The organism is Kitasatospora sp. NBC_00039 (assembly GCF_045160625.1).
GTDB lineage: Bacteria > Actinomycetota > Actinomycetes > Streptomycetales > Streptomycetaceae > Kitasatospora.
Genome location: NZ_CP108289.1, coordinates 3,579,536 through 3,597,618, shown reverse-complemented (window position 1 = coordinate 3,597,618; position 18,083 = coordinate 3,579,536). Strand labels below are relative to the sequence as shown.

General features: G+C 73.5%; 20 protein-coding genes. 11 read left to right on the top strand and 9 right to left on the bottom strand.

Annotated elements, in window-relative coordinates; translation table 11 throughout:
• Positions 1 to 28: 28 nt before the first annotated feature.
• Entirely contained in the window at positions 29 to 889 is an 861-nt protein-coding gene (locus OG286_RS15840) for a GNAT family N-acetyltransferase (protein ID WP_396320688.1), read from the bottom strand.
• Positions 890 to 1,180: 291 nt separating this feature from the next.
• On the opposite strand from OG286_RS15840, the gene fdxA reads away from it, so the two are divergent.
• On the top strand, positions 1,181 to 1,507 hold the full coding sequence (gene fdxA / locus OG286_RS15835; protein ID WP_030061559.1) for a ferredoxin: 327 nt from the start codon (positions 1,181 to 1,183) through the stop codon (positions 1,505 to 1,507).
• Between the two features lie 20 nt (positions 1,508 to 1,527).
• A complete protein-coding gene (gene dapC / locus OG286_RS15830) occupies positions 1,528 to 2,688 on the top strand; it encodes a succinyldiaminopimelate transaminase (RefSeq protein ID WP_396320689.1) in 1,161 nt (386 codons plus the stop codon).
• A 69-nt stretch (positions 2,689 to 2,757) separates the two neighbouring features.
• Here dapC and OG286_RS15825 read toward each other — a convergent pair whose 3' ends face one another.
• Positions 2,758 to 3,513 (bottom strand): hypothetical protein, encoded by a 756-nt coding sequence (locus OG286_RS15825; RefSeq protein ID WP_396320690.1) that lies wholly within the window; start codon positions 3,511 to 3,513, stop codon positions 2,758 to 2,760.
• Positions 3,514 to 3,980: 467 nt separating this feature from the next.
• Positions 3,981 to 5,012: a hypothetical protein gene (locus tag OG286_RS15820; protein WP_405361257.1), complete on the bottom strand. Its 1,032-nt coding sequence runs from the start codon at positions 5,010 to 5,012 to the stop codon at positions 3,981 to 3,983.
• 140 nt (positions 5,013 to 5,152) lie between these two features.
• On the opposite strand from OG286_RS15820, the gene dapE reads away from it, so the two are divergent.
• Both dapE and OG286_RS15810 read left to right on the top strand, forming a co-directional pair.
• Positions 5,153 to 6,226 (top strand): succinyl-diaminopimelate desuccinylase, encoded by a 1,074-nt coding sequence (dapE, locus tag OG286_RS15815; protein ID WP_405361259.1) that lies wholly within the window; start codon positions 5,153 to 5,155, stop codon positions 6,224 to 6,226.
• A 111-nt stretch (positions 6,227 to 6,337) separates the two neighbouring features.
• The gene (locus OG286_RS15810; protein WP_396320693.1) at positions 6,338 to 7,147 is read left to right on the top strand and encodes a TIGR00730 family Rossman fold protein; all 810 of its coding nucleotides are present in this window, start codon (positions 6,338 to 6,340) and stop codon (positions 7,145 to 7,147) included.
• A 19-nt stretch (positions 7,148 to 7,166) separates the two neighbouring features.
• On the opposite strand, the gene folP is transcribed toward OG286_RS15810, so the two are convergent.
• Positions 7,167 to 7,979, bottom strand: a complete 813-nt coding sequence (folP, locus tag OG286_RS15805; protein WP_396320948.1) for a dihydropteroate synthase — start codon at positions 7,977 to 7,979, stop codon at positions 7,167 to 7,169.
• Between the two features lie 157 nt (positions 7,980 to 8,136).
• Between folP and OG286_RS15800 the strand changes: the two genes are divergently transcribed.
• Both OG286_RS15800 and OG286_RS15795 read left to right on the top strand, forming a co-directional pair.
• The gene (locus OG286_RS15800; protein ID WP_405361261.1) at positions 8,137 to 8,556 is read left to right on the top strand and encodes a DivIVA domain-containing protein; all 420 of its coding nucleotides are present in this window, start codon (positions 8,137 to 8,139) and stop codon (positions 8,554 to 8,556) included.
• Entirely contained in the window at positions 8,553 to 9,143 is a 591-nt protein-coding gene (locus tag OG286_RS15795) for a DNA-3-methyladenine glycosylase I (protein WP_405361263.1), read from the top strand. Before OG286_RS15800 ends, OG286_RS15795 begins: the two co-directional genes overlap by 4 nt.
• A 51-nt stretch (positions 9,144 to 9,194) precedes the next feature.
• Here the strand turns inward: OG286_RS15795 and OG286_RS15790 are convergent, their stop codons facing one another.
• Positions 9,195 to 9,995 (bottom strand): enoyl-CoA hydratase-related protein, encoded by an 801-nt coding sequence (locus tag OG286_RS15790; protein ID WP_396320696.1) that lies wholly within the window; start codon positions 9,993 to 9,995, stop codon positions 9,195 to 9,197.
• A gap of 297 nt (positions 9,996 to 10,292) precedes the next feature.
• On the opposite strand from OG286_RS15790, the gene OG286_RS15785 reads away from it, so the two are divergent.
• On the top strand, positions 10,293 to 10,460 hold the full coding sequence (locus OG286_RS15785) for a DUF3117 domain-containing protein (RefSeq protein ID WP_014137929.1): 168 nt from the start codon (positions 10,293 to 10,295) through the stop codon (positions 10,458 to 10,460).
• 186 nt (positions 10,461 to 10,646) lie between these two features.
• On the opposite strand, the gene OG286_RS15780 is transcribed toward OG286_RS15785, so the two are convergent.
• Positions 10,647 to 11,255, bottom strand: coding sequence for an O-methyltransferase (locus tag OG286_RS15780; protein WP_241002579.1), 609 nt, complete (start codon positions 11,253 to 11,255; stop codon positions 10,647 to 10,649).
• A gap of 356 nt (positions 11,256 to 11,611) precedes the next feature.
• Here OG286_RS15780 and sigE point away from each other — a divergent pair, with 356 nt between their 5' ends.
• The 4 genes from sigE to OG286_RS15760 all read left to right on the top strand — a co-directional run bounded on the left by sigE (position 11,612) and on the right by OG286_RS15760 (position 14,837).
• Entirely contained in the window at positions 11,612 to 12,346 is a 735-nt protein-coding gene (sigE, locus tag OG286_RS15775; protein ID WP_396320950.1) for an RNA polymerase sigma factor SigE, read from the top strand.
• A complete protein-coding gene (locus tag OG286_RS15770; RefSeq protein WP_396320697.1) occupies positions 12,343 to 13,371 on the top strand; it encodes an anti-sigma factor family protein in 1,029 nt (342 codons plus the stop codon). Before sigE ends, OG286_RS15770 begins: the two co-directional genes overlap by 4 nt.
• A gap of 130 nt (positions 13,372 to 13,501) precedes the next feature.
• On the top strand, positions 13,502 to 13,951 hold the full coding sequence (locus tag OG286_RS15765) for a sec-independent translocase (RefSeq protein WP_396320698.1): 450 nt from the start codon (positions 13,502 to 13,504) through the stop codon (positions 13,949 to 13,951).
• A 211-nt stretch (positions 13,952 to 14,162) separates the two neighbouring features.
• On the top strand, positions 14,163 to 14,837 hold the full coding sequence (locus OG286_RS15760) for a hypothetical protein (RefSeq protein WP_396320699.1): 675 nt from the start codon (positions 14,163 to 14,165) through the stop codon (positions 14,835 to 14,837).
• 70 nt (positions 14,838 to 14,907) lie between these two features.
• Here OG286_RS15760 and OG286_RS15755 read toward each other — a convergent pair whose 3' ends face one another.
• Genes OG286_RS15755 through OG286_RS15745 form a run of 3 tightly spaced genes read right to left on the bottom strand, consistent with a single transcriptional unit; the run spans position 14,908 to position 18,048 of the window.
• Positions 14,908 to 16,068 carry an Mrp/NBP35 family ATP-binding protein gene (locus tag OG286_RS15755; RefSeq protein ID WP_396320700.1) on the bottom strand — a complete coding sequence of 387 codons (1,161 nt, stop codon included), beginning with the start codon at positions 16,066 to 16,068 and terminating at the stop codon, positions 14,908 to 14,910.
• 56 nt (positions 16,069 to 16,124) lie between these two features.
• On the bottom strand, positions 16,125 to 16,715 hold the full coding sequence (locus OG286_RS15750; protein ID WP_396320951.1) for a DUF1003 domain-containing protein: 591 nt from the start codon (positions 16,713 to 16,715) through the stop codon (positions 16,125 to 16,127).
• 49 nt (positions 16,716 to 16,764) lie between these two features.
• Entirely contained in the window at positions 16,765 to 18,048 is a 1,284-nt protein-coding gene (locus OG286_RS15745) for a magnesium transporter MgtE N-terminal domain-containing protein (RefSeq protein WP_396320701.1), read from the bottom strand.
• Between the last annotated feature and the right edge of the window lie 35 nt (positions 18,049 to 18,083).

The following is an 18,083-nucleotide window of genomic DNA, read 5'->3' as shown; positions in this document are numbered from 1 at the left end:
CGGGCGGACGGAACCCCCCGGGGGAGTCCTACCCCTGGGGAAGGCGGGCGTAGTGGTAAGTGTGACTGGTCGTGAAGCCAAGTCCGTCATAGAGCGCGTTCGCACCGTCGTTCTCGGCCTCGACCTGGAGGTACGCGCCGGTGGCGCCCTCCTCCGCGGCCCGGGCGGCGAGCACGGCCATCAGCGCGGTGGCCAGGCCCGCGCGGCGGGCGTACGGGGCGACCTCGATCGCGCCGAAACAGGCCCAGGGCCCGTCGATGACGCAGCGTCCGATCGCCAGCGGCGGCTGCCCGGGGGCGCCCGGCACGGTGGCGAACCAGACCGACGGGCCGCCGTGGATCACCCGGCGCGCCGCCTCCTCCACGGCGGGGTCGTCCGTCACCCGCCGGTACAGCGACATCCACTCGGCACCGGCCGTGCGCGCGAGCCGGACCCGCTCCACCGCGGAGGAGGCCCCCAGCCGGGCCAGCGGTGCCAGCCCGGCGACCCGCACCAGGGTCGGTGAGTACGCCGCGCCCCGCCGGTCCAGCTCGGCCCGCAGCGCCTCGGGCGAGCCGGGCGTGGAGACCTCGACCCAGGCCGGCAGCCCGCGCGCCGCGTACCACTCCTGCACCGCGGTGAGCGCCACGCCGAGCGGCATCCCGGGGTCGCCGAGCGCCTGGACGGAGTTGGCCCGCCGGGTGAACCCGGACGAGGCGCGCAGCGTCCACGCGCCGAGCGGCTCCTGCTCGACGGCCGGCCAGCCGCGGGCGGCGATCCGCTGGAGCTCGACCGGCGTGGTGGGCGGCAGCGGGGCGCGCCGGGCCGGGAAGAGCGGCACCACCTTGCCCGCGACCAGCAGTTTCTCGTCGAAGGAGACCGGACCGCCGCTGCGCGGGGCGATCGTCAACCCATGATCGTCCCACGATGTGAGCACACCGATCGCATCCCGGAACATCGGCCGGCCGTCCACGAACTCCGCGACACGCCGGACGGACACGCGTCGTCCCACGTCAGAGCGATCTATCCGGACCTCCGGGCGATCCTGGACCGGTCCTCCAGCCGCCATCTGGGCACCTCCTGTGCATTTGCCGTCTCCGACCCGCGATACTAGGGGCGGGCATCGACGACGCCGCGCTCACCCGCGCACGCGAGCAGAACAGAATGGGCCGCCAGGGCCCTTCCGAGGAGGAACGACAGCGTGACCTACGTCATCGCGCAGCCTTGTGTCGACGTCAAGGACAAGGCGTGCATCGAAGAGTGCCCGGTTGACTGCATCTACGAGGGCGAGCGATCGCTCTACATCCACCCGGATGAGTGTGTCGACTGTGGCGCTTGCGAGCCGGTCTGCCCGGTCGAGGCGATCTTCTACGAGGATGACACTCCGGAGGAGTGGAAGGACTACTACAAGGCGAACGTCGAGTTCTTCGACGACCTCGGTTCGCCCGGTGGTGCCTCGAAGCTCGGCCTGATCGAGCGCGACCACCCGTTCATCGCCGCTCTGCCGCCGCAGAACGCCGACCACTGACGATCGGTGGCAACTGAGCTGTGAGCACCAACGACAGCACGCACGCGCCGTTCCCGGGTCACCCGGGGGCGGCGCGCCGCGTTTCCGACCTCCTGCCGGTCTTCCCCTGGGACAAGCTGGAGCCGTACAAGCGGACCGCGCTCGCCCACCCCGGCGGGCTCTGCGACCTCTCCGTGGGCACCCCGGTGGACCCGGTCCCCGAGGTGGTCCAGAAGGCGCTGGCCGCCGCCACCGACACCCCCGGGTACCCGACGGTCTGGGGCCCGGTGGAGCTGCGCGAGGCGATCGCCGGCTGGCTGCGCCGCCGGGTCGGCGCCGAGGTCGGTCCGCAGGCCGTCCTGCCGACCGTCGGCTCCAAGGAGCTGGTGGCCTGGCTGCCGACCCAGCTCGGCCTCGGCCCCGGCGACCAGGTCGCCTACCCGCGCCTCGCCTACCCGACCTACGAGGTGGGCGCGCGGCTCTGCGGCGCCGAGCCGGTCGAGTACGACTCGGTGGACGAGCTGGACGGCTCGAGGGTGCGCCTGCTCTGGGTCAACTCGCCCTCCAACCCGACCGGCCGGGTGCTCGGCAAGGACGAGCTGCGCCGCGCGGTGGAGTGGGCCCGGGAGCACCGGGCGCTGCTGGTCAGCGACGAGTGCTACCTGGAGCTGGGCTGGGAGGCCGACCCGGTCTCCGTCCTGCACCCGGACGTCTGCGGCGGCCCCGACGACGGAAAGCAGCACGAGGGCCTGCTGGCCGTCCACTCCCTCTCCAAGCGCTCCAACCTGGCCGGCTACCGCGCCTCCTTCGTGGCGGGCGATCCGGTGGTGGTCAGGGAGCTGCTGGAGGTCCGCAAGCACGGCGGCATGATCGTCCCGGCGCCGGTCCAGGCGGCGACGATCGCGGCGCTGGCGGACGACGCGCACGTGGCCGAGCAGCGCGAGCGGTACGCGGCGCGGCGCTCGGCGCTGCGGGCGGCGCTGGAGACGTACGGATTCCGGGTGGAGCACTCGGAGGCGAGCCTGTACCTGTGGGCGACCCAGGACCGGCCCTGCTGGGAGACGGTGGCCGAACTGGCCGGGCTGGGCATCCTGGTGGCGCCCGGTGACTTCTACGGGCCGGCCGGCGAGCGGTTCGTCCGGGTCGCGTTCACCGCGACCGACGAGCGGGTCGCGGCGGCCGTGGAGCGGCTGCGCGGCTGAGCACCGCACAGTGAAGGGGGCCGGCGTCCGGAACGGGACGCCGGCCCCCTTCACGTCAGGGCGGGAGGATCAGCCGATCGGCAGGCCGCCGAGGCTGCCGCCGCCGATGGCGCCGAGCAGGCCGGTGGTCGGCGAGAGGCCGGACAGCGGGGAGTTCGGGCCGAGGTCGGCGCCGCCGAGGCGGTTGGCCGAGCCGTGCTCGGCCAGGCCCAGCACGTCGGCGCCGGGCAGGGCGGAGGTGGCCTCGGTCGGCAGCGCACGGTCGAGCGCGCCCAGCGGCAGCGCGTCGGCGCCGGGGACGGTACCGGTGAGCGCCCCGGTGTCGGGCAGCCCCTGGGTCAGGCCGGCGGTCTGGGAGAGCCCGCCGACGGGGTTGGCGCCGGCCCCGGCGCTGCGGCCGGCCGCGCCGTGGCCGCCGGTGACGGCCTCACCGAGCTCGCCGGCCAGCGTGGACGCGGCCTTCGGGGTGATGGCGGAGAGCTGGCCGGTGGTGGCGGCGGTCTTGTCGACCGGAGCGTTCAGCGAGCCGGCCTTCTCGTTCGCCTCGGGGAGCTGGTGGGCGACGATGTTGCCGGTGGCGTCGGCGGTGGCCGGGACGCCCGCGGCGACGCCGGTGTCACCGGCGGCCTGGCCGAGCTCGTGGGTGGTGTGCTGCAGGGTGGACCCCGCGTCGGTGTCGGTCAGCTGGCCCAGCGGGGCGGCCAGGTCCGACTTGGGCAGCAGGGCGTCGGCGGCGGACGCGGAGCCGGCCGCGACCAGCGGGGTCGCGCCGGCCGCCACGAGCAGCGCGGCCTGGGCGATCCGACGCGTGAGGGGGTGAGACATGGGGCTCCTCGAAGGGTCTGGGTCCGTCCCGTCCGCCGGGCGGACGAGGTTATTACCGCTTGAGAAGCCAGAAGGTTTCGGCCGGAGCAAGGAAAAGGACCGGCCGACGATCGGATCGTATGTGCGACGCCGGGGTGCGACGGCCGGCCCGCCGGCGAGGTGAAGACGGTGCGGGCCAAGGGCAGAGACGGTTCTGCACCCCGGCCTGCCGCAACGGACCGGTCGTCCACCGAGGTTGACCGCAATCACCCGTTCAGCGGCAACCCGGACACCAGTGCGTCAACGCCCGGGGAGCGCCGGCCGCCGCGCCACCACCCACCGCACCACCGTCCACCGCACCACCGTCCGCCGGGCCACCGCCGCCCCGGCTCCCGAGCCTGCGCGGGCCGCTACGCCTGGACAGGCCGTTACGCCTGCGCGCGCCGCCGCTGAGCCTGCGCGCACCGCCGCTGAGCCTCCGCGGGCCGCTACGCCTTCGCCGGCGCAGCCAGCGAGACCAGCACCAGCTTGGTCGAGGTGCCGGTCGGCTGCGGCTTCCAGCCGTCCTCGGACTTGGCCTTGCGCCAGATCTTCCCGTCGTACGCGACCGTCTCGATGCCCAGCTGCTGGGCCTGCGTCACCGCCCAGTGCGCCACAGCCCAGCCGTTCTGCCGCTCGGCCTCCGGGCCGGCGTCGGTGCTGGCGGCCGGGTCCGGGGTGAGCGAGACGGCGCTCTCGGCGCCCTTGATGGAGGAGCTGTAGCCGGTGGCCGGCGTCACCGTCCGGCCGAACTCGCGGCGCACCCGGTCGCTCAGCACCTGCGCCCGGTCCGGCCGCAGGGCCGGGGTGGCGGAGGCCGCGGCGGCGGGGACGGCCGAGGCGGCCGGCGAGGCGGTGTCGTCCGTCGCCTCAGGCGCGGCGAAGTCGTGCACCACGCAGTTGAGCGCGGCCGGCTCGCGGCCGGTCAGTGCGGAGGCGAGCAGGGTCGCCTTGGTCTCGTGCTTGGCGTAGGCCTGCGGGTAGCCGCTCTTCTGCACCTGCTGGGCCGCGTCGGTCAGCGGCAGCCGGGTGTAGCCGGGGACCTTGACCAGGCCGTCGAGGAACTTGTTGGTCGCGTAGACCGGGTCCATGATCTGCTGCGCCGTGCCCCAGCCCTGCGAGGGCCGCTGCTGGAACAGGCCGACCGAGTCCCGGTCGCCGCCGGACAGGTTACGGATCTTGGACTCCTGCATCGCCGTCGCCAGCGAGATGGTCACCGCGCGGTCCGGGAGGCCGCGCGCGTGCGCGACGGCGGCGATCGTGGCCGCGTTGGCTGCCTGCGGCACCTCCAGCGTGCCCTCGCCGGCCGGCGTCTTCACCGCGCAGCCCTCGGGGGTCAGCAGCTTCTGGTCGCGCAGCCAGAACAGGCCCACCGCGACGACCGCGAGCACCAGCAGTCCGATCAGCACCGCGCGCAACGGCCTGCGGCGCCGCGCGGGCGTCGCGTCGCCGCCCTGCTCGCCGCTCTTCTTCCTGGCCACCGCCGCCCCTCTCCACCGTGCTTCTGATCCGTTACCGTACCCACTCGGACGGATGTACGGCGCCCGCGGTTCTCCGATTCGCGCCCGCACCCGCCCGCGGTCCACGGCCGGACCAACCCGCAGGACTACGCTGGACGACCATGAGCAGCCCGAAGACGCCCCTGGACCTCACCCTCGACGGCGGTGCGCTGACCGCCCGGCTCGTCGACTTCCCGTCGGTCAGCGGCGACGAGCAGGCGCTCGCCGACGCCGTGGAGGCCGCCCTGCGCGCCTACCCGCACCTCACCGTCGACCGCTACGGCAACAACGTCGTCGCCCGGACCACCCTGGGCCGCGCCGAGCGCGTCCTGCTCGCCGGCCACCTGGACACCGTGCCGATCGCCGACAACCTGCCGTCCTACGTCGAGGGCGACCTGCTCTACGGCTGCGGCACCTCCGACATGAAGTCCGGTGTGGCCGTCCAGCTCCGGCTGGCCGCCACCCTGACCGAGCCCAACCGCGACCTCACCTACGTCTTCTACGACTGCGAGGAGGTGGAGGCCCACCGCAACGGCCTCGGCCACCTCGCCGCGCAGCACCCGGACTGGCTGGCCGCCGACTTCGCCGTGCTGATGGAGCCCAGCGGCGCCACCGTCGAGGGCGGCTGCCAGGGCACCCTGCGGGTGCAGATCCGGCTGACCGGTGTGCGGGCCCACGCGGCCCGCAGCTGGCTCGGCGACAACGCCATCCACCACGCCGCCGAGGTGCTCGGCCGGCTCACCGCGTACCGGCCGCGCCGGGTGGAGATCGACGGCCTGGAGTACCGCGAGGGCCTGAACGCCGTGCGCATCGACGGCGGCGTGGCCGGCAACGTCATCCCCGACGAGTGCGTGGTGACGGTCAACTTCCGCTACGCGCCGGACCGCAGCGAGGCGGACGCCGAGAAGCACGTCCGGGAGGTCTTCGACGGCTTCGAGGTGACCGTGACCGACTCCTCCCCGGGGGCGCTGCCCGGGCTCTCCCAGCCTGCCGCGCAGGCCTTCCTGGCCGCGACCGGCGGTGTCGCCCGGGCCAAGTTCGGCTGGACCGACGTCGCCCGCTTCAGCGCGCTCGGCGTCCCCGCGGTCAACTACGGCCCCGGCGACCCGAACCTCGCGCACAAGCGGGACGAGCACTGCTCGCTCGCCGCCATCGCCGAGACCGAGAACCGGCTCCGCGCCTGGCTGACCACCTGACCGGTCCGATGGGCGGACCGGAGGACCAGCAGCTGAACGCCATCTTCCGGTCGCCCAACCGACCTTCCACCGTTGCCTGAAAACGGGGATCAACGGGCGTAGGGTTTCGTCATGACAGGCACTGGAGACGAAAAGCACTACGGTCACGGTCCCGAGCAGGTGGGCGGTCCGCGCCCGAAGAAGGCATGGCCCGAGAAGCAGAAGGGCCCGGTGCTGGTGCGCCGGGACCAGGTCGGCGAAAGCACGACGGACCAGCGCCTGCTGGACACCACCGGTCCGACCGACTGGCTCCACACCGACCCGTGGCGGGTGCTGCGGATCACCTCCGAGTTCGTCGAGGGATTCGGCGCGCTCGCCGAACTCCCGCCCGCGATCAGCGTCTTCGGCTCGGCCCGGACGTCGGTCGACTCGCCCGAGTACGCGGCCGGCGTGGCCATCGGCCGGGCGCTGGCCGAGGCCGGCTACGCGGTGATCACCGGTGGTGGTCCGGGCGCGATGGAGGCGGCCAACCGCGGCGCCTCGGACGCCGGCGGCCTGAGCGTCGGCCTCGGCATCGAGCTGCCCTTCGAGCAGGGGCTCAACGAGTTCGTCGACCTCGGGCTGAACTTCCGTTACTTCTTCGTCCGCAAGACGATGTTCGTGAAGTACGCGCAGGGCTTCGTGGTGCTGCCCGGCGGGCTCGGCACGCTGGACGAGCTGTTCGAGGCGCTGACCCTGGTCCAGACGAAGAAGGTCACCCGGTTCCCGGTGATCCTGTTCGGCAGCGAGTACTGGGGCGGCCTCGCCGACTGGCTGAAGAACACCCTGGTCGCACAGGGCAAGGCGGCCCCGCACGACCTGGAGCTGTTCCACATCACCGACGACATCGACGAGGTCATGAAGATCCTCGCTGACGCCCGCCGGCCGGTGAACGAGATCTAGGTGAACGAGGTCCAGCGGTTCACGCCAGCCCCCGGCGGGCCACCGCCGGGGGGCGGGTGCCCCGGATCGAGGCGACCATGTCCAGCACCTGCCGGGTCTGCGCCACCTGGTGCGCCCGGTAGACCTGCGCGCCAAGCCAGGCCGAGACGGCGGTGGTGGCCAGCGTGCCGAGCAGCCGCTCGTCCACCGGCTTGTCCAGCGTCTCGCCGACGAAGTCCTTGTTGGAGAGCGAGACCAGCACCGGGAACCCGGTCGCGGTCATCTCCGGCAGCCGCCGGGTCGCCTCCAGCGAGTGCCGGGTGTTCTTGCCGAAGTCGTGCCCCGGGTCGATGATCACCGCGTCCCGCCGCACGCCAAGCCCCACCGCCCGCTCGGCCAGCCCGACGGTCACCCGCAGGATGTCCGCCATCACGTCCTCGTAGCCGACCCGGTGCGGCCGGGTGCGCGGCTCGGCGCCGCCCGCGTGGGTGCAGACCAGGCCGACGTCGTACCGGGCGGCCACCTCGGCGAGCTTCGGGTCCACCCCGCCCCAGGCGTCGTTCAGCAGGTCCGCGCCGGCCTCGCAGACCGCCTCGCCGACCTCGTGCCGCCAGGTGTCCACGCTGATCACGGCCTCCGGGTGGCGCTTGCGCAGCTCCGCCACGAACGGCACGGTGCGGCGCAGCTCCTCCTCGACCGTGACCTCGTCGCCCGGCCCGGCCTTCACCCCGCCGATGTCCAGGATCGCGGCGCCCTCGGCCATCGCGCGGTCGGCCGCGGCGAACGCGGCCTCGTCGGCGAAGGTGGCGCCCTTGTCGAAGAACGAATCCGGGGTGCGGTTGACGATCGCCATGATCACCAGCTCGTCGTCACCGAATTCCCGTGGTCCCAGGCGCAGTGCCACCGATGTCTCCTCCACAGCTGCTGCGGGTGCGATGATGGCCCCCGGCCTCTCGGGAACCATGATCCCACCAGTACGGGGGCCGGCCGGGAAGTCGGGAGGACAGCACGTGTTCTGGGTGATCGTGGTGGCCATGGCCGTGGTGGTCGGCGGCGCCGCGCTGGTGGCGCTCGGAGGGGGCGGCTCGCTGCCGGAGGCGGTGCAGGACCGGATCGCCGCCCGGTTGCCGCAGGACCGTCCGCTGAGCCGGGACGACGTGGACGGCATCCGGCTGCCGATGGCCGTCCGCGGCTACCGGATGGACGAGGTGGACGACGTCCTGGACCGCCTGGGCGCCGAACTCGCCTACCGGGATGCCCGGATCGCCGAGCTGGAGGCCGTCGCCACGGTGCGCGGCGCCGTCGAGGCGACCGCCGGCCCGGACGCCGGCGCCGAACCGCTGCCGGGCCTGGAGGAGTTCGCCAAGGTGGTCGAGCCGGCGAGCCTCGCCAAGCACCCGGAGGGCACCGGTCCGGCGGCCGACCAGTGAGCGCGGACGGCGCCGTGATCGGCCCGGACGGCCTGCGCCGCTGCGCCTGGGGCGACTCGACGGACGACTACCGGGTCTACCACGACACCGAGTGGGGCCGCCCGGTGCACGGCGACGACGCGCTGTTCGAGCGGGTCTGCCTGGAGGCCTTCCAGTCCGGCCTGTCCTGGATCACCATCCTCCGCCGCCGCGAGGGCTTCCGGTCCGCGTTCGCCGGCTTCGAGATCGGCAAGGTCGCCGAGTTCGGCCCGGCGGACGTCGAGCGGCTGCTCGGCGACACCGGGATCATCCGCAACCGCGCCAAGATCGAGGCGTCCATCGCCAACGCCAGGGTCGCCCGAGAACTCGACGGCGGCCTGGACGCGTTGATCTGGCAGTACGCCGGCGACCCGGACCGGCCGGCCCCCCGCAGCCCGGCCGAGGTGCCGGCCGTCACACCCGAGTCGACGGCGCTGGCGAAGGCGCTCAAGAAGGCGGGCTTCCGCTTCGTCGGCCCGACCACCGTGTACGCCCTGATGCAGGCCTGCGGCCTGGTCGACGACCACCTGGCGGACTGCCACGTCCGCCACGCGCTCCGCAGCCCTTAGGGCACGCCCGACGCCCAGCGCCGGGCGCGAAACGTCGGACGTGCCCGGGCCCTAGCGGCCCAGGTACTTCGGCTTCTCCTTGGCGATGAAGGCGCGGACCGCGATCCGGTGGTCCTCGCTCTCGCCCGCCAGGGTCTGCAGTTCGTCCTCCTTGTCGAGCAGCTCGTCCAGGGAGTGCGAGGCGCCGTACGCCAGCGACTCCTTGAGCGCGCCGAGCGCCACGGTCGGGCCCTCGGCCAGCTCCTTGGCGAAGACCCGCGCGGTGGCGGCCAGCTCGGCGGCCGGCACGACCTTGGTGGCCAGGCCCAGCTCCATCGCCTCGGTGGCCTTCACCGTGCGCGGCAGCATCAGCAGCTCGGTCGCCTTGGCGTGCCCGACCAGCCGGGGCAGTGTCCAGGAGGCACCCGAGTCGGCGGTCAGCGCGATCCCGGCGAAGGCGGTGTTGAAGCCGGCCGTGTCCGCGATGATCCGGAAGTCGCAGGCGAAGGCCAGCGAGGCGCCCGCGCCCGCCGCCACGCCGCCGACGGCCGCCACGGTCGGCTTGCGCATCCCGGCCAGCGCCCGCACCAGCGGGTTGTAGTGCTCGGCGACGGTCTTGAGCGCGCCCTCGCCGGTCTCCTCGGCCCGCTTCAGCAGGCCCAGGTGCTCCTTGAGGTCCTGCCCGACGCAGAAGGCCCGCTCGCCGGCGCCGGTCAGCAGCACCGCCCGCACCGCCCGGTCCTCGGCGGCGGCGGCCACGGTGTCCCGCAGCGCCACCTTGGTCGCGACGTCCAGGGCGTTCATCGCCTCCGGACGGTTGATGGTGATGACGGCCAGGCCGCCGTCCAGCTCGTACAGCACGGAATCGGACATGGGCGAGGGGCTCCCTTGTGATCGTCACGGGTCGGTCGTGTGTCAGGATGCCGGAGCACACGGCCGGGTGGGGAGTGTGAGGTATCGCACCTTCCGGTGGCTTCCGGACCGGCGCCGCGCCGGGGCTTATGGCTGGAAATGTGCCGCTTGAGGCCGGTCCGGCCCTGGTTGCACCGAGAGTGATGTTGGTCATCAGGCCGTGGCATGCGGGATAATGGCTTCCGATCAATGCGTTCGATACCGGCGGTGGACGGACTGCCGGTGCGTAGCTGAGCGGTTGCAGGAAGGGGAACGAGCATGGCGGCCATGAAGCCGCGGACGGGTGACGGCCCGCTCGAAGTCACCAAAGAGGGGCGGGGCATCATCATGCGCGTTCCGCTCGAAGGCGGCGGACGCCTTGTGGTGGAGCTCACGCCTGACGAGGCCGACGCCCTCGGCGAGGCCCTGAAGAAGGCCTGCGGCTGACCGCAGCGGGTGCTCGCCATCTCCTTGAGATGTGCTGCCGGGCCCGGGTACGACGAATTCGTCTGCCCGGGCTCTGTGGTTCCCGGGGCCGACCGGGGCGCGAACCGCCCCGGGCCGGACCGGGGGCTCTCAGCCGCCCCGCGGCCGGCCGGAGCGCTCGCCCGCTTCTGGCCCGACCGGGGGAGCTCAGCGCTTCACGGCGCAGAGCAGCCCGTCCGAGACCGGCAGCAGTGCCGGCAGCAGCGACTCGCTCTCCCGGACGTCCCGGACCAGGTCGCGCACCGCGTGGGTCTGCGGGTCCTGGAGCTCAGGCTCGGCCAGCCGGCCCTCCTGGAAGACGCCCTCGAAGCAGACCATCCCGCCCGGCCGCAGCAGCCGCATCGACTCCGACAGGTACTCCCGGGACTCCGCCGGGTCCCCGTCGCAGAACACCAGGTCGTACTGGCCGTCCGCGAGCCGGGGCAGCACCTCCAGTGCCCGGCCCGGTATGAACCGCGACCGGTTGGCCGCGAATCCGGCCGCCTGGTAGGCCTCCCGGGCCAGCTGCTGGCGCACCGGCTCGGAGTCCACCGTGGTGAGCACGCCGTCCGGCCGCATCCCGCGCAGCAGGTAGACCCCGGAGACGCCCGTCCCGGTGCCGATCTCGGCCACCGCCTTGGCGTCGAGCGCCGCCGCCAGCAGGCGCAGACAGGCCCCGCCGCTCGGTCCGATCGCCTTGATGCCGGTCCGCGCGGACTGTGCCCGGGCGTACGTCAGCACCGCATCCTCGCCGACATAGGTGTCGGCGAGGGCCACGCGGGCGGGCCCGAACTCGCTGATGGCTGCCTCTTTCGGAGCCCCGGGCGGTGGCCCGGCGCGGAGCGGATGTCGAAGCGGATGTCGATATTTCCTGCCACAGATTACTGGCCGGGCGGGAACCGCGTACGGCGGCGGGCCGTTGGGTGGAGCAGGGACCGGGTGAGCCGACATCCCCGGGCCCGTAATCCGGGCTTGACGGCCCCGGGCACTTTTATCCGGGCTTGACGGGTGAGGTGGATATGGTGGTGGCCCTGCTGGGCAGAAGAGCCGACCGAGGAGGTGTGGCCGAGGGCGACGTCCCTGTGCGGCGGCACATCCGCAGCACCACGTCGGCCCGTACGCCGAAGCCCGTGATGAACCAGCCTGCGCACTCCCCCCTGGACCAGCCGGCCGCCGCGACGCCGGCCGCCGGTACCACCGAGGCCCCCGCCGCCCTCGCGAGCTTCGCCGAGGGTCCTGACGCGCAGACCTGGACTCCGCCCACGTGGGAGGAGATCGTCGAGGCCCACAGCGCCCGCGTCTACCGCCTCGCCTACCGTCTGACGGGCAACCAGCACGACGCCGAGGACCTCACCCAGGAGGTCTTCGTCCGGGTGTTCCGTTCGTTGTCGACCTACACCCCCGGCACGTTCGAGGGCTGGCTGCACCGGATCACCACCAACCTCTTCCTGGACATGGTCCGCCGCCGCCAGCGCATCCGCTTCGACGCGCTCGGCGAGGACGCGGCCGAGCGGCTGGCCTCCCGCGAGCCCAGCCCGGCCCAGCACTTCAGCGACACCCACTTCGACGCCGACATCCAGCAGGCGCTGGACACGCTGGCCCCCGAGTTCCGTGCTGCCGTGGTGCTCTGCGACATCGAGGGCCTCTCCTACGAGGAGATCGCGGCCACGCTCGGCGTCAAGCTCGGTACCGTCCGCAGCCGGATCCACCGCGGCCGCTCGCACCTGCGCGCCGCGCTCAAGCACCGCGCTCCCGGCGCGGCCCCCGGCCGCGAGCGCCGGGGCGGCTCCGAGGAGCCGGTGCCGGTCGGCGTCGCCGCCGGCGAGGCCCCCGGAGCGCCGGGCGGGCGCGGACGGAGGCGATCGTGAGCGGAACCGGCCGGTCTGGGCCGGGCCGGTCGGACGCGACCGGCAAGGCCGCCAACCGCCGGGGCGGCTGGCCCCAGCTGGGCCGCCGCGGCCAGGACGGCACCGACGTGCCCGTGCCGCCGGCCGCCGCCCTGCCGGGTGATCCCGCGCTGCGCGCGGTCGCCGTCCGGCCCACCGAGCACGCCGAGGAGCACCACCTCGGGGAGCGGCTCTCCGCCTTCGTCGACGGCGAACTCGGCCACGACTCGCGCGACCGCGTCCAGGCCCACCTGGCGACCTGCCCGCAGTGCCTCGCCGAGGCCGACGAGGGCCGCGCCGTCAAGCACCTGCTGACCCGTACCGACACACCCGGCCCGTCCTCGGGGCTGATGGCCCGGCTGATGGCCGTTGGCGCCCTCCCGGACGACGTCCCGGACGAGCGGCCGCCCGCCGCCGACCGGTCGCGCCGGGACGACGACGACCTGCCCGGCGGCGGCCTCCCCGCGGCCGGCGGCACGCTCGGCGGCAGCCGGCTGAACGGCGGCTCCTTCGGCCGCGGCGCCGGCGCCTCCTTCGGCGCGGGCGCGCTCGGTGCCGACGCGCCGGTGCCGGGCATCGACCCCCGGGCGTTCGGCCGCGGCGGTTCGGTGCTGCGCCCGCTGATGGGCCGGCGCAGCGGTCGCCCCGAGGCCTCCGCCCGTCCCGAGCCGGCCGCGGCCGCCGCGAGCCCCGCCGTCGTCCGGCACGCCCCGCCGCGCGGGCGCCGGTTCGTCTTCGCCGCCGCCGGGGCCTTCTCGGTCGCCGCGGTGACGCTCGGCGGCGTCGGCGGTTTCACCGCGCAGAGCGAGGACCAGCACGGCACCTCGGTCAGCCCGGCGGTCGGCGGCACCGGCCGCAGCGGCGGGCTGGTCCCGATGACCGCGCAGGTCCCGGTGGACTTCCCGGTCCGCCCGGTGGCTGCCACCCGCGGTGCGACCCCGCCGTTCGACGCTCCGGACCGCACCCCCAGCTCCGGCCTGGCCGGTCTCCACCACGAGACCCGTTAGGCACACCGGGTCACCTCGGCCACGGTCATCGGCGGGTCTTCACCACGGCTTCATCACATCGTGGGCCGTGGAACCGCCGGTGGCCATTACGCTGTTAGGAACCGTTGTCCGACGAGCTGAGGGAGCTTAGGTGTTCAGCGACGTAGGCGGACTGGAGATCCTGACCCTGGTCATCATGGCCATCGTGATCTTCGGCCCGGACAAGCTGCCGAAGCTGATCCAGGACACCATGGGCTTCATCCGCAAGGTCCGGTCCTTCGCCGACAGTGCGAAGGAGGACATCCGCAGCGAGCTCGGCCCCGAGTTCAAGGACTTCGAGTTCGAGGACCTCCACCCCAAGACCTTCGTCCGCAAGCAGCTCATGGGCGACAACCCGGACCCGCTGGGACTCAAGGAGATGCGGGACTCCCTCGACATCCGCTCGGTGCTGGACGACAAGCCCGCCGCCGCAGTGAACGGCCACGGCCGCACCGGCACGGTCAGCATGGACAAGTCCTCCGCCGCCGCCCCGGCGGCCGCCTCGGCGGGCGCTCCGCTCGAGCCCGGCGAGCGCCCCCCGTTCGACCCCGACGCCACCTGATCGCGCGTCCGCACGACGACACCACCGCCCCGCCCGGCCGCACGGCTGAGCGGGGCGGCGGCGTCCGCGCCGCTATTGTGCTGATTGTTCCCGCTGTGCCGTCGGTCACTTCCGGTCCCCTTCGGACCGAAGACGCACGGCGGAGACGCCGCGGTGCGCCACCATGGGAGCGCGCTGCGGCAGGAATACGTGCGTTTGAGGAGGCCCGGGGATGGACGCGACGAGTCATGCGGTGGGGACGGCCACGGCCGGTGGCCGGGTGGTCGGCGGCCAGGCCGGCCCGGCGGACCCGCTGGTGCCCTACCTGTCGGCGGACTTCCCCTGGTACGGCCTGGACGACGGCTGGACCGGCCGCCGCTACCTGATGCAGGCCGGCGCGGGCGGCCCGCGCACCGGATCGGCCGGCAGCGTCGACTACGGCTCCCTCGGCCACGGCGAGGAGCCGGCCCGGCAGTACGAGCCGCGCGACATGCGCAAGTTCGCGGTCGTGGTCACCGTCGCCCGCCGGGACAGCCGCCGCAGCGCCGACAACACCGGCACTCTGGAGGCGACCTCCGCCTCCTCCGCCGCCTGGCTGGCCGGCTCCGGCCTGCTCGCCTCGACCTGGCCGGGCCAGCTGGACCGCACCCTGCGCCAGGACTGGCTGGACCAGCAGTCCGCCCTCGCCTGGGACCTCGCCGACGACCTGGCCGGCCCCGGCTGGTCCACCCTCAGCCTCCCGGTGAACGGCCTGCCGCAGCCCTTCCGCTACCGCGAGTCCGAGTACGGCTGGGTGCTCGCGGGCGAGGCCCCCGGCGTTCTGCTCGGCGCCTACGGCCGCGGCGTCAGCGCCTACGGCGCCGGCTTCTCCACCGTCCCCGACCTGATCGCCTACACCCGCCCGTAGCCCGGACGGCACGAAGTGCCGGACAGCACGAAGGGCCGGGCGCAGGCCCGGCCCTTCGAGGTGTGTCCGATCAGAACTTGTTCTTCGGGGTGAGCCCCAGGGAGAGGCCGGAGAGCCCGCGCTGGCGGCCGCCGAGCTTGCCGGCGACGGCGCGCAGGGCGGCACCGGCCGGGGAGTCGGGGGCGGCGAGCACGACCGGGCGGCCGTCGTCGCCGCCCTCGCGCAGGCGGACGTCGATCGGGATCGAGCCGAGCACCGGGACGGTGGCGCCGACGGTCCGGGTGAGCGCGTCGGCGACGGTCTGGCCGCCGCCGGTGCCGAACACGTCGATCATCTCGTCGCAGTGCGGGCACGGCATGCCGGACATGTTCTCGATCACGCCGACGATCTTCTGGTGGGTCTGCACCGCGATGGTGCCGGCCCGCTCGGCCACCTCGGCGGCGGCCATCTGCGGGGTGGTGACGATCAGGATCTCCGCGTTGGGGACCAGCTGCGCCACCGAGATCGCGATGTCGCCGGTGCCGGGCGGCAGGTCGAGCAGCAGGACGTCGAGGTCGCCCCAGTAGACGTCGGCCAGGAACTGCTGCAGCGCGCGGTGCAGCATCGGGCCGCGCCAGACCACGGGGGCGTTGCCCGGGGTGAACATGCCGATCGAGATGACCTTCACGCCGTTCGCCTGCGGCGGCATGATCATGTCCTGGACCTGGGTGGGCCGGCCCTCGACGCCCAGCATCCGGGGCACGCTGTGGCCGTAGATGTCGGCGTCCACCACGGCGACCTTGAGGCCGTCCGCGGCCATCGCGGCCGCCAGGTTCACCGTCACCGAGGACTTGCCGACGCCACCCTTGCCGGAGGCGACCGCGTAGACGCGGGTCAGCGTGCCGGGCTTGGCGAACGGGATCTCCCGCTCGGGGGCCCCGCCGCGCAGCAGCTGGGAGAGCTCCTTGCGCTGCTCGTCGCTCATCACGTCGAGCTCCACCTCGACCCCGGTCACACCGGGGACCCGGCCGACCGCCTCGCGGACGCGGGTGACGATGGTGTCGCGCATCGGGCAGCCGGAGACCGTCAGGTAGACCGCGACGCTCACCGCGCCGCCCTCGGCGATCTCGACCGATTTCACCATGCCGATCTCGGTGATCGGGCGGTTGATCTCCGGGTCGTTGACGGTCGCCAGCGCCTGGCGTACGGACTCCTCCGTGACGCCGGCCGCGACCTCTGTCTCGTTGGCCATGCCTTGATGGTACGGCTCCGGGCGTACCGGTTAACCCGGCGGTAGCGTGCCGCCGGTCACAGCACCTCGGACGTCTCCCGGCGCTCGTCGATCTCCTTGAGCAGGGACTGCAGTTCGGAGCGGATGCTCCCCAGCTCCGAGGCGATGAAGGCCCGGGTGGCGACCTCGCCGAGGCCCTGGCGCAACGCGGCCACCTCGCGGGTCAGGTACTCGGTGTCGGCGATGTTGCGGTCGCTGCGGGCGCGGTCCTGCTCCATGTTGACGCGGTCCCGGTCGTCCTGGCGGTTCTGCGCGAGCAGGATCAGCGGCGCGGCGTACGAGGCCTGGAGCGAAAGCATCAGGGTCAGGAAGATGAAGGGGTAGTCGTCGAAGTGGACCTGGTCCGGCAGCAGGGTGTTCCAGCCCACCCAGATGACCACCACGATCGTCATCCAGACGATGAACCGCCCGGTACCGAGGAAGCGGGCGATCCGCTCCGAGAGCTTGCCGAAGGCCTCCGGGTCGTACGTTGGCAGGGTGATCAGGCCGGGGCGGGTCGTCCGCGGCTGGTCGAGCCGGGAGCGGGCGGGGCCGCCGGCCGAGGGCTCGCGCCGTTCGCGGGCACCCTCCCGGGCGCGCAGTTCGCGCAGCTGGCGCAGTTGCCGCAGCTCGCCCTGCAGACGCTGGCGGGGACTGTCGTCCCGCCGGCCCTTGCGGTCAGCGTCCACCGGTGACCTCCCTCTCGTCGGCCGGCCCGTGCAGAGCGGCCTCGCGCCAGTCCTCGGGCAGCAGGTGGTCGAGCACGTCGTCGACGGTCACCGCGCCGACGAGGTGGTCGGCCTCGTCGACCACGGGGGCGGCGACCATGTTGTACGTCGCGAGGTAGCTGGTGACCAGTGTCAGCGGGGTGTCCGGCGGCAGCGGGTCGAGGTCGTCGTCCACCAGCAAGCCGACCAGGGTGTACGGGGGCTCGCGGAGCAGCCGCTGGAAGTGCACGGTGCCCAGGTACTTGCCGGTCGGAGTCTCGTTCGGCGGGCGGCAGACGAAGACCTGCGCGGCCAGGGCCGGCTTGTTGTCGGAGACCCTCACCCGGGCGAGCGCCTCGGCCACGGTGGCGTCCGGCTCCAGCACGATGGGTTCGGTGGTCATCAGACCGCCGGCGGTGTTCTCCTCGTACTTCAGCAGGCGCCGGACCGGCTCGGCCTCCTCCGGCTCCATCAGCTGGAGCAGCCGCTCGGCCTCGTCGCCGGGCAGTTCGGAGAGCAGGTCGGCGGCGTCGTCCGGGTCCATCGCCTCCAGGACGTCGGCGGCGCGCTCGTCCTTCAGCTTGCCGATGATCTCGACCTGGTCGTCCTCGGGCAGCTCTTCCAGGACATCGGCGAGCCGCTCGTCGTCCAGCGCGGCGGCCACCTCGGCGCGGCGCTTGGAGGAGAGGTGGTGCATGACGTTGGCGAGGTCGGCGGCGCGCAGCTGGTCGAAGGTGGCGAGCAGGTTGGCGGCGCCCTGGTTCTCCTCGGGGAGGGCGAAACCGGTGACGTCCTTCCAGTCCACGGTGATCGTCTCGCCCTTGGCCTTGCGCAGCCGGCCGACCCGGCCGACCTGGACGAAGACCTTGCTGATCTCCCACTCGCGCAGCCGGGACTGCACCATCGCGACGTCCAGGACGGTGACCTCCTGGCCGGTCTTGTTCCAGGTGACGGTGCGGTCCAGCAGCTCGCCGAGGACGAGGGTCTCGGACGGGCGCTGCTCGAAGCGGCGCATGTTGATGACGCCGGTGGTGAGCACCTGGCCGGACTCCAGGCTGGTCACCCTGGTCATCGGCAGGAAGATCCGGCGCCGGCCGATCACCTCGACCACCAGCCCGAGCACCCGGGGCGGGCGGCCGCCGAGGCGGAGCGAGACCACCACGTCACGGACCCGGCCGACCTGGTCGCCGTTCGGGTCGAAGACGGCGACGCCGGAGAGGTGCGAGATGAAGACCCGGCTGCCTGCCCCTGCCATGGACTCCCTCGCCTCGTTCGACCTGCTCGACGCCC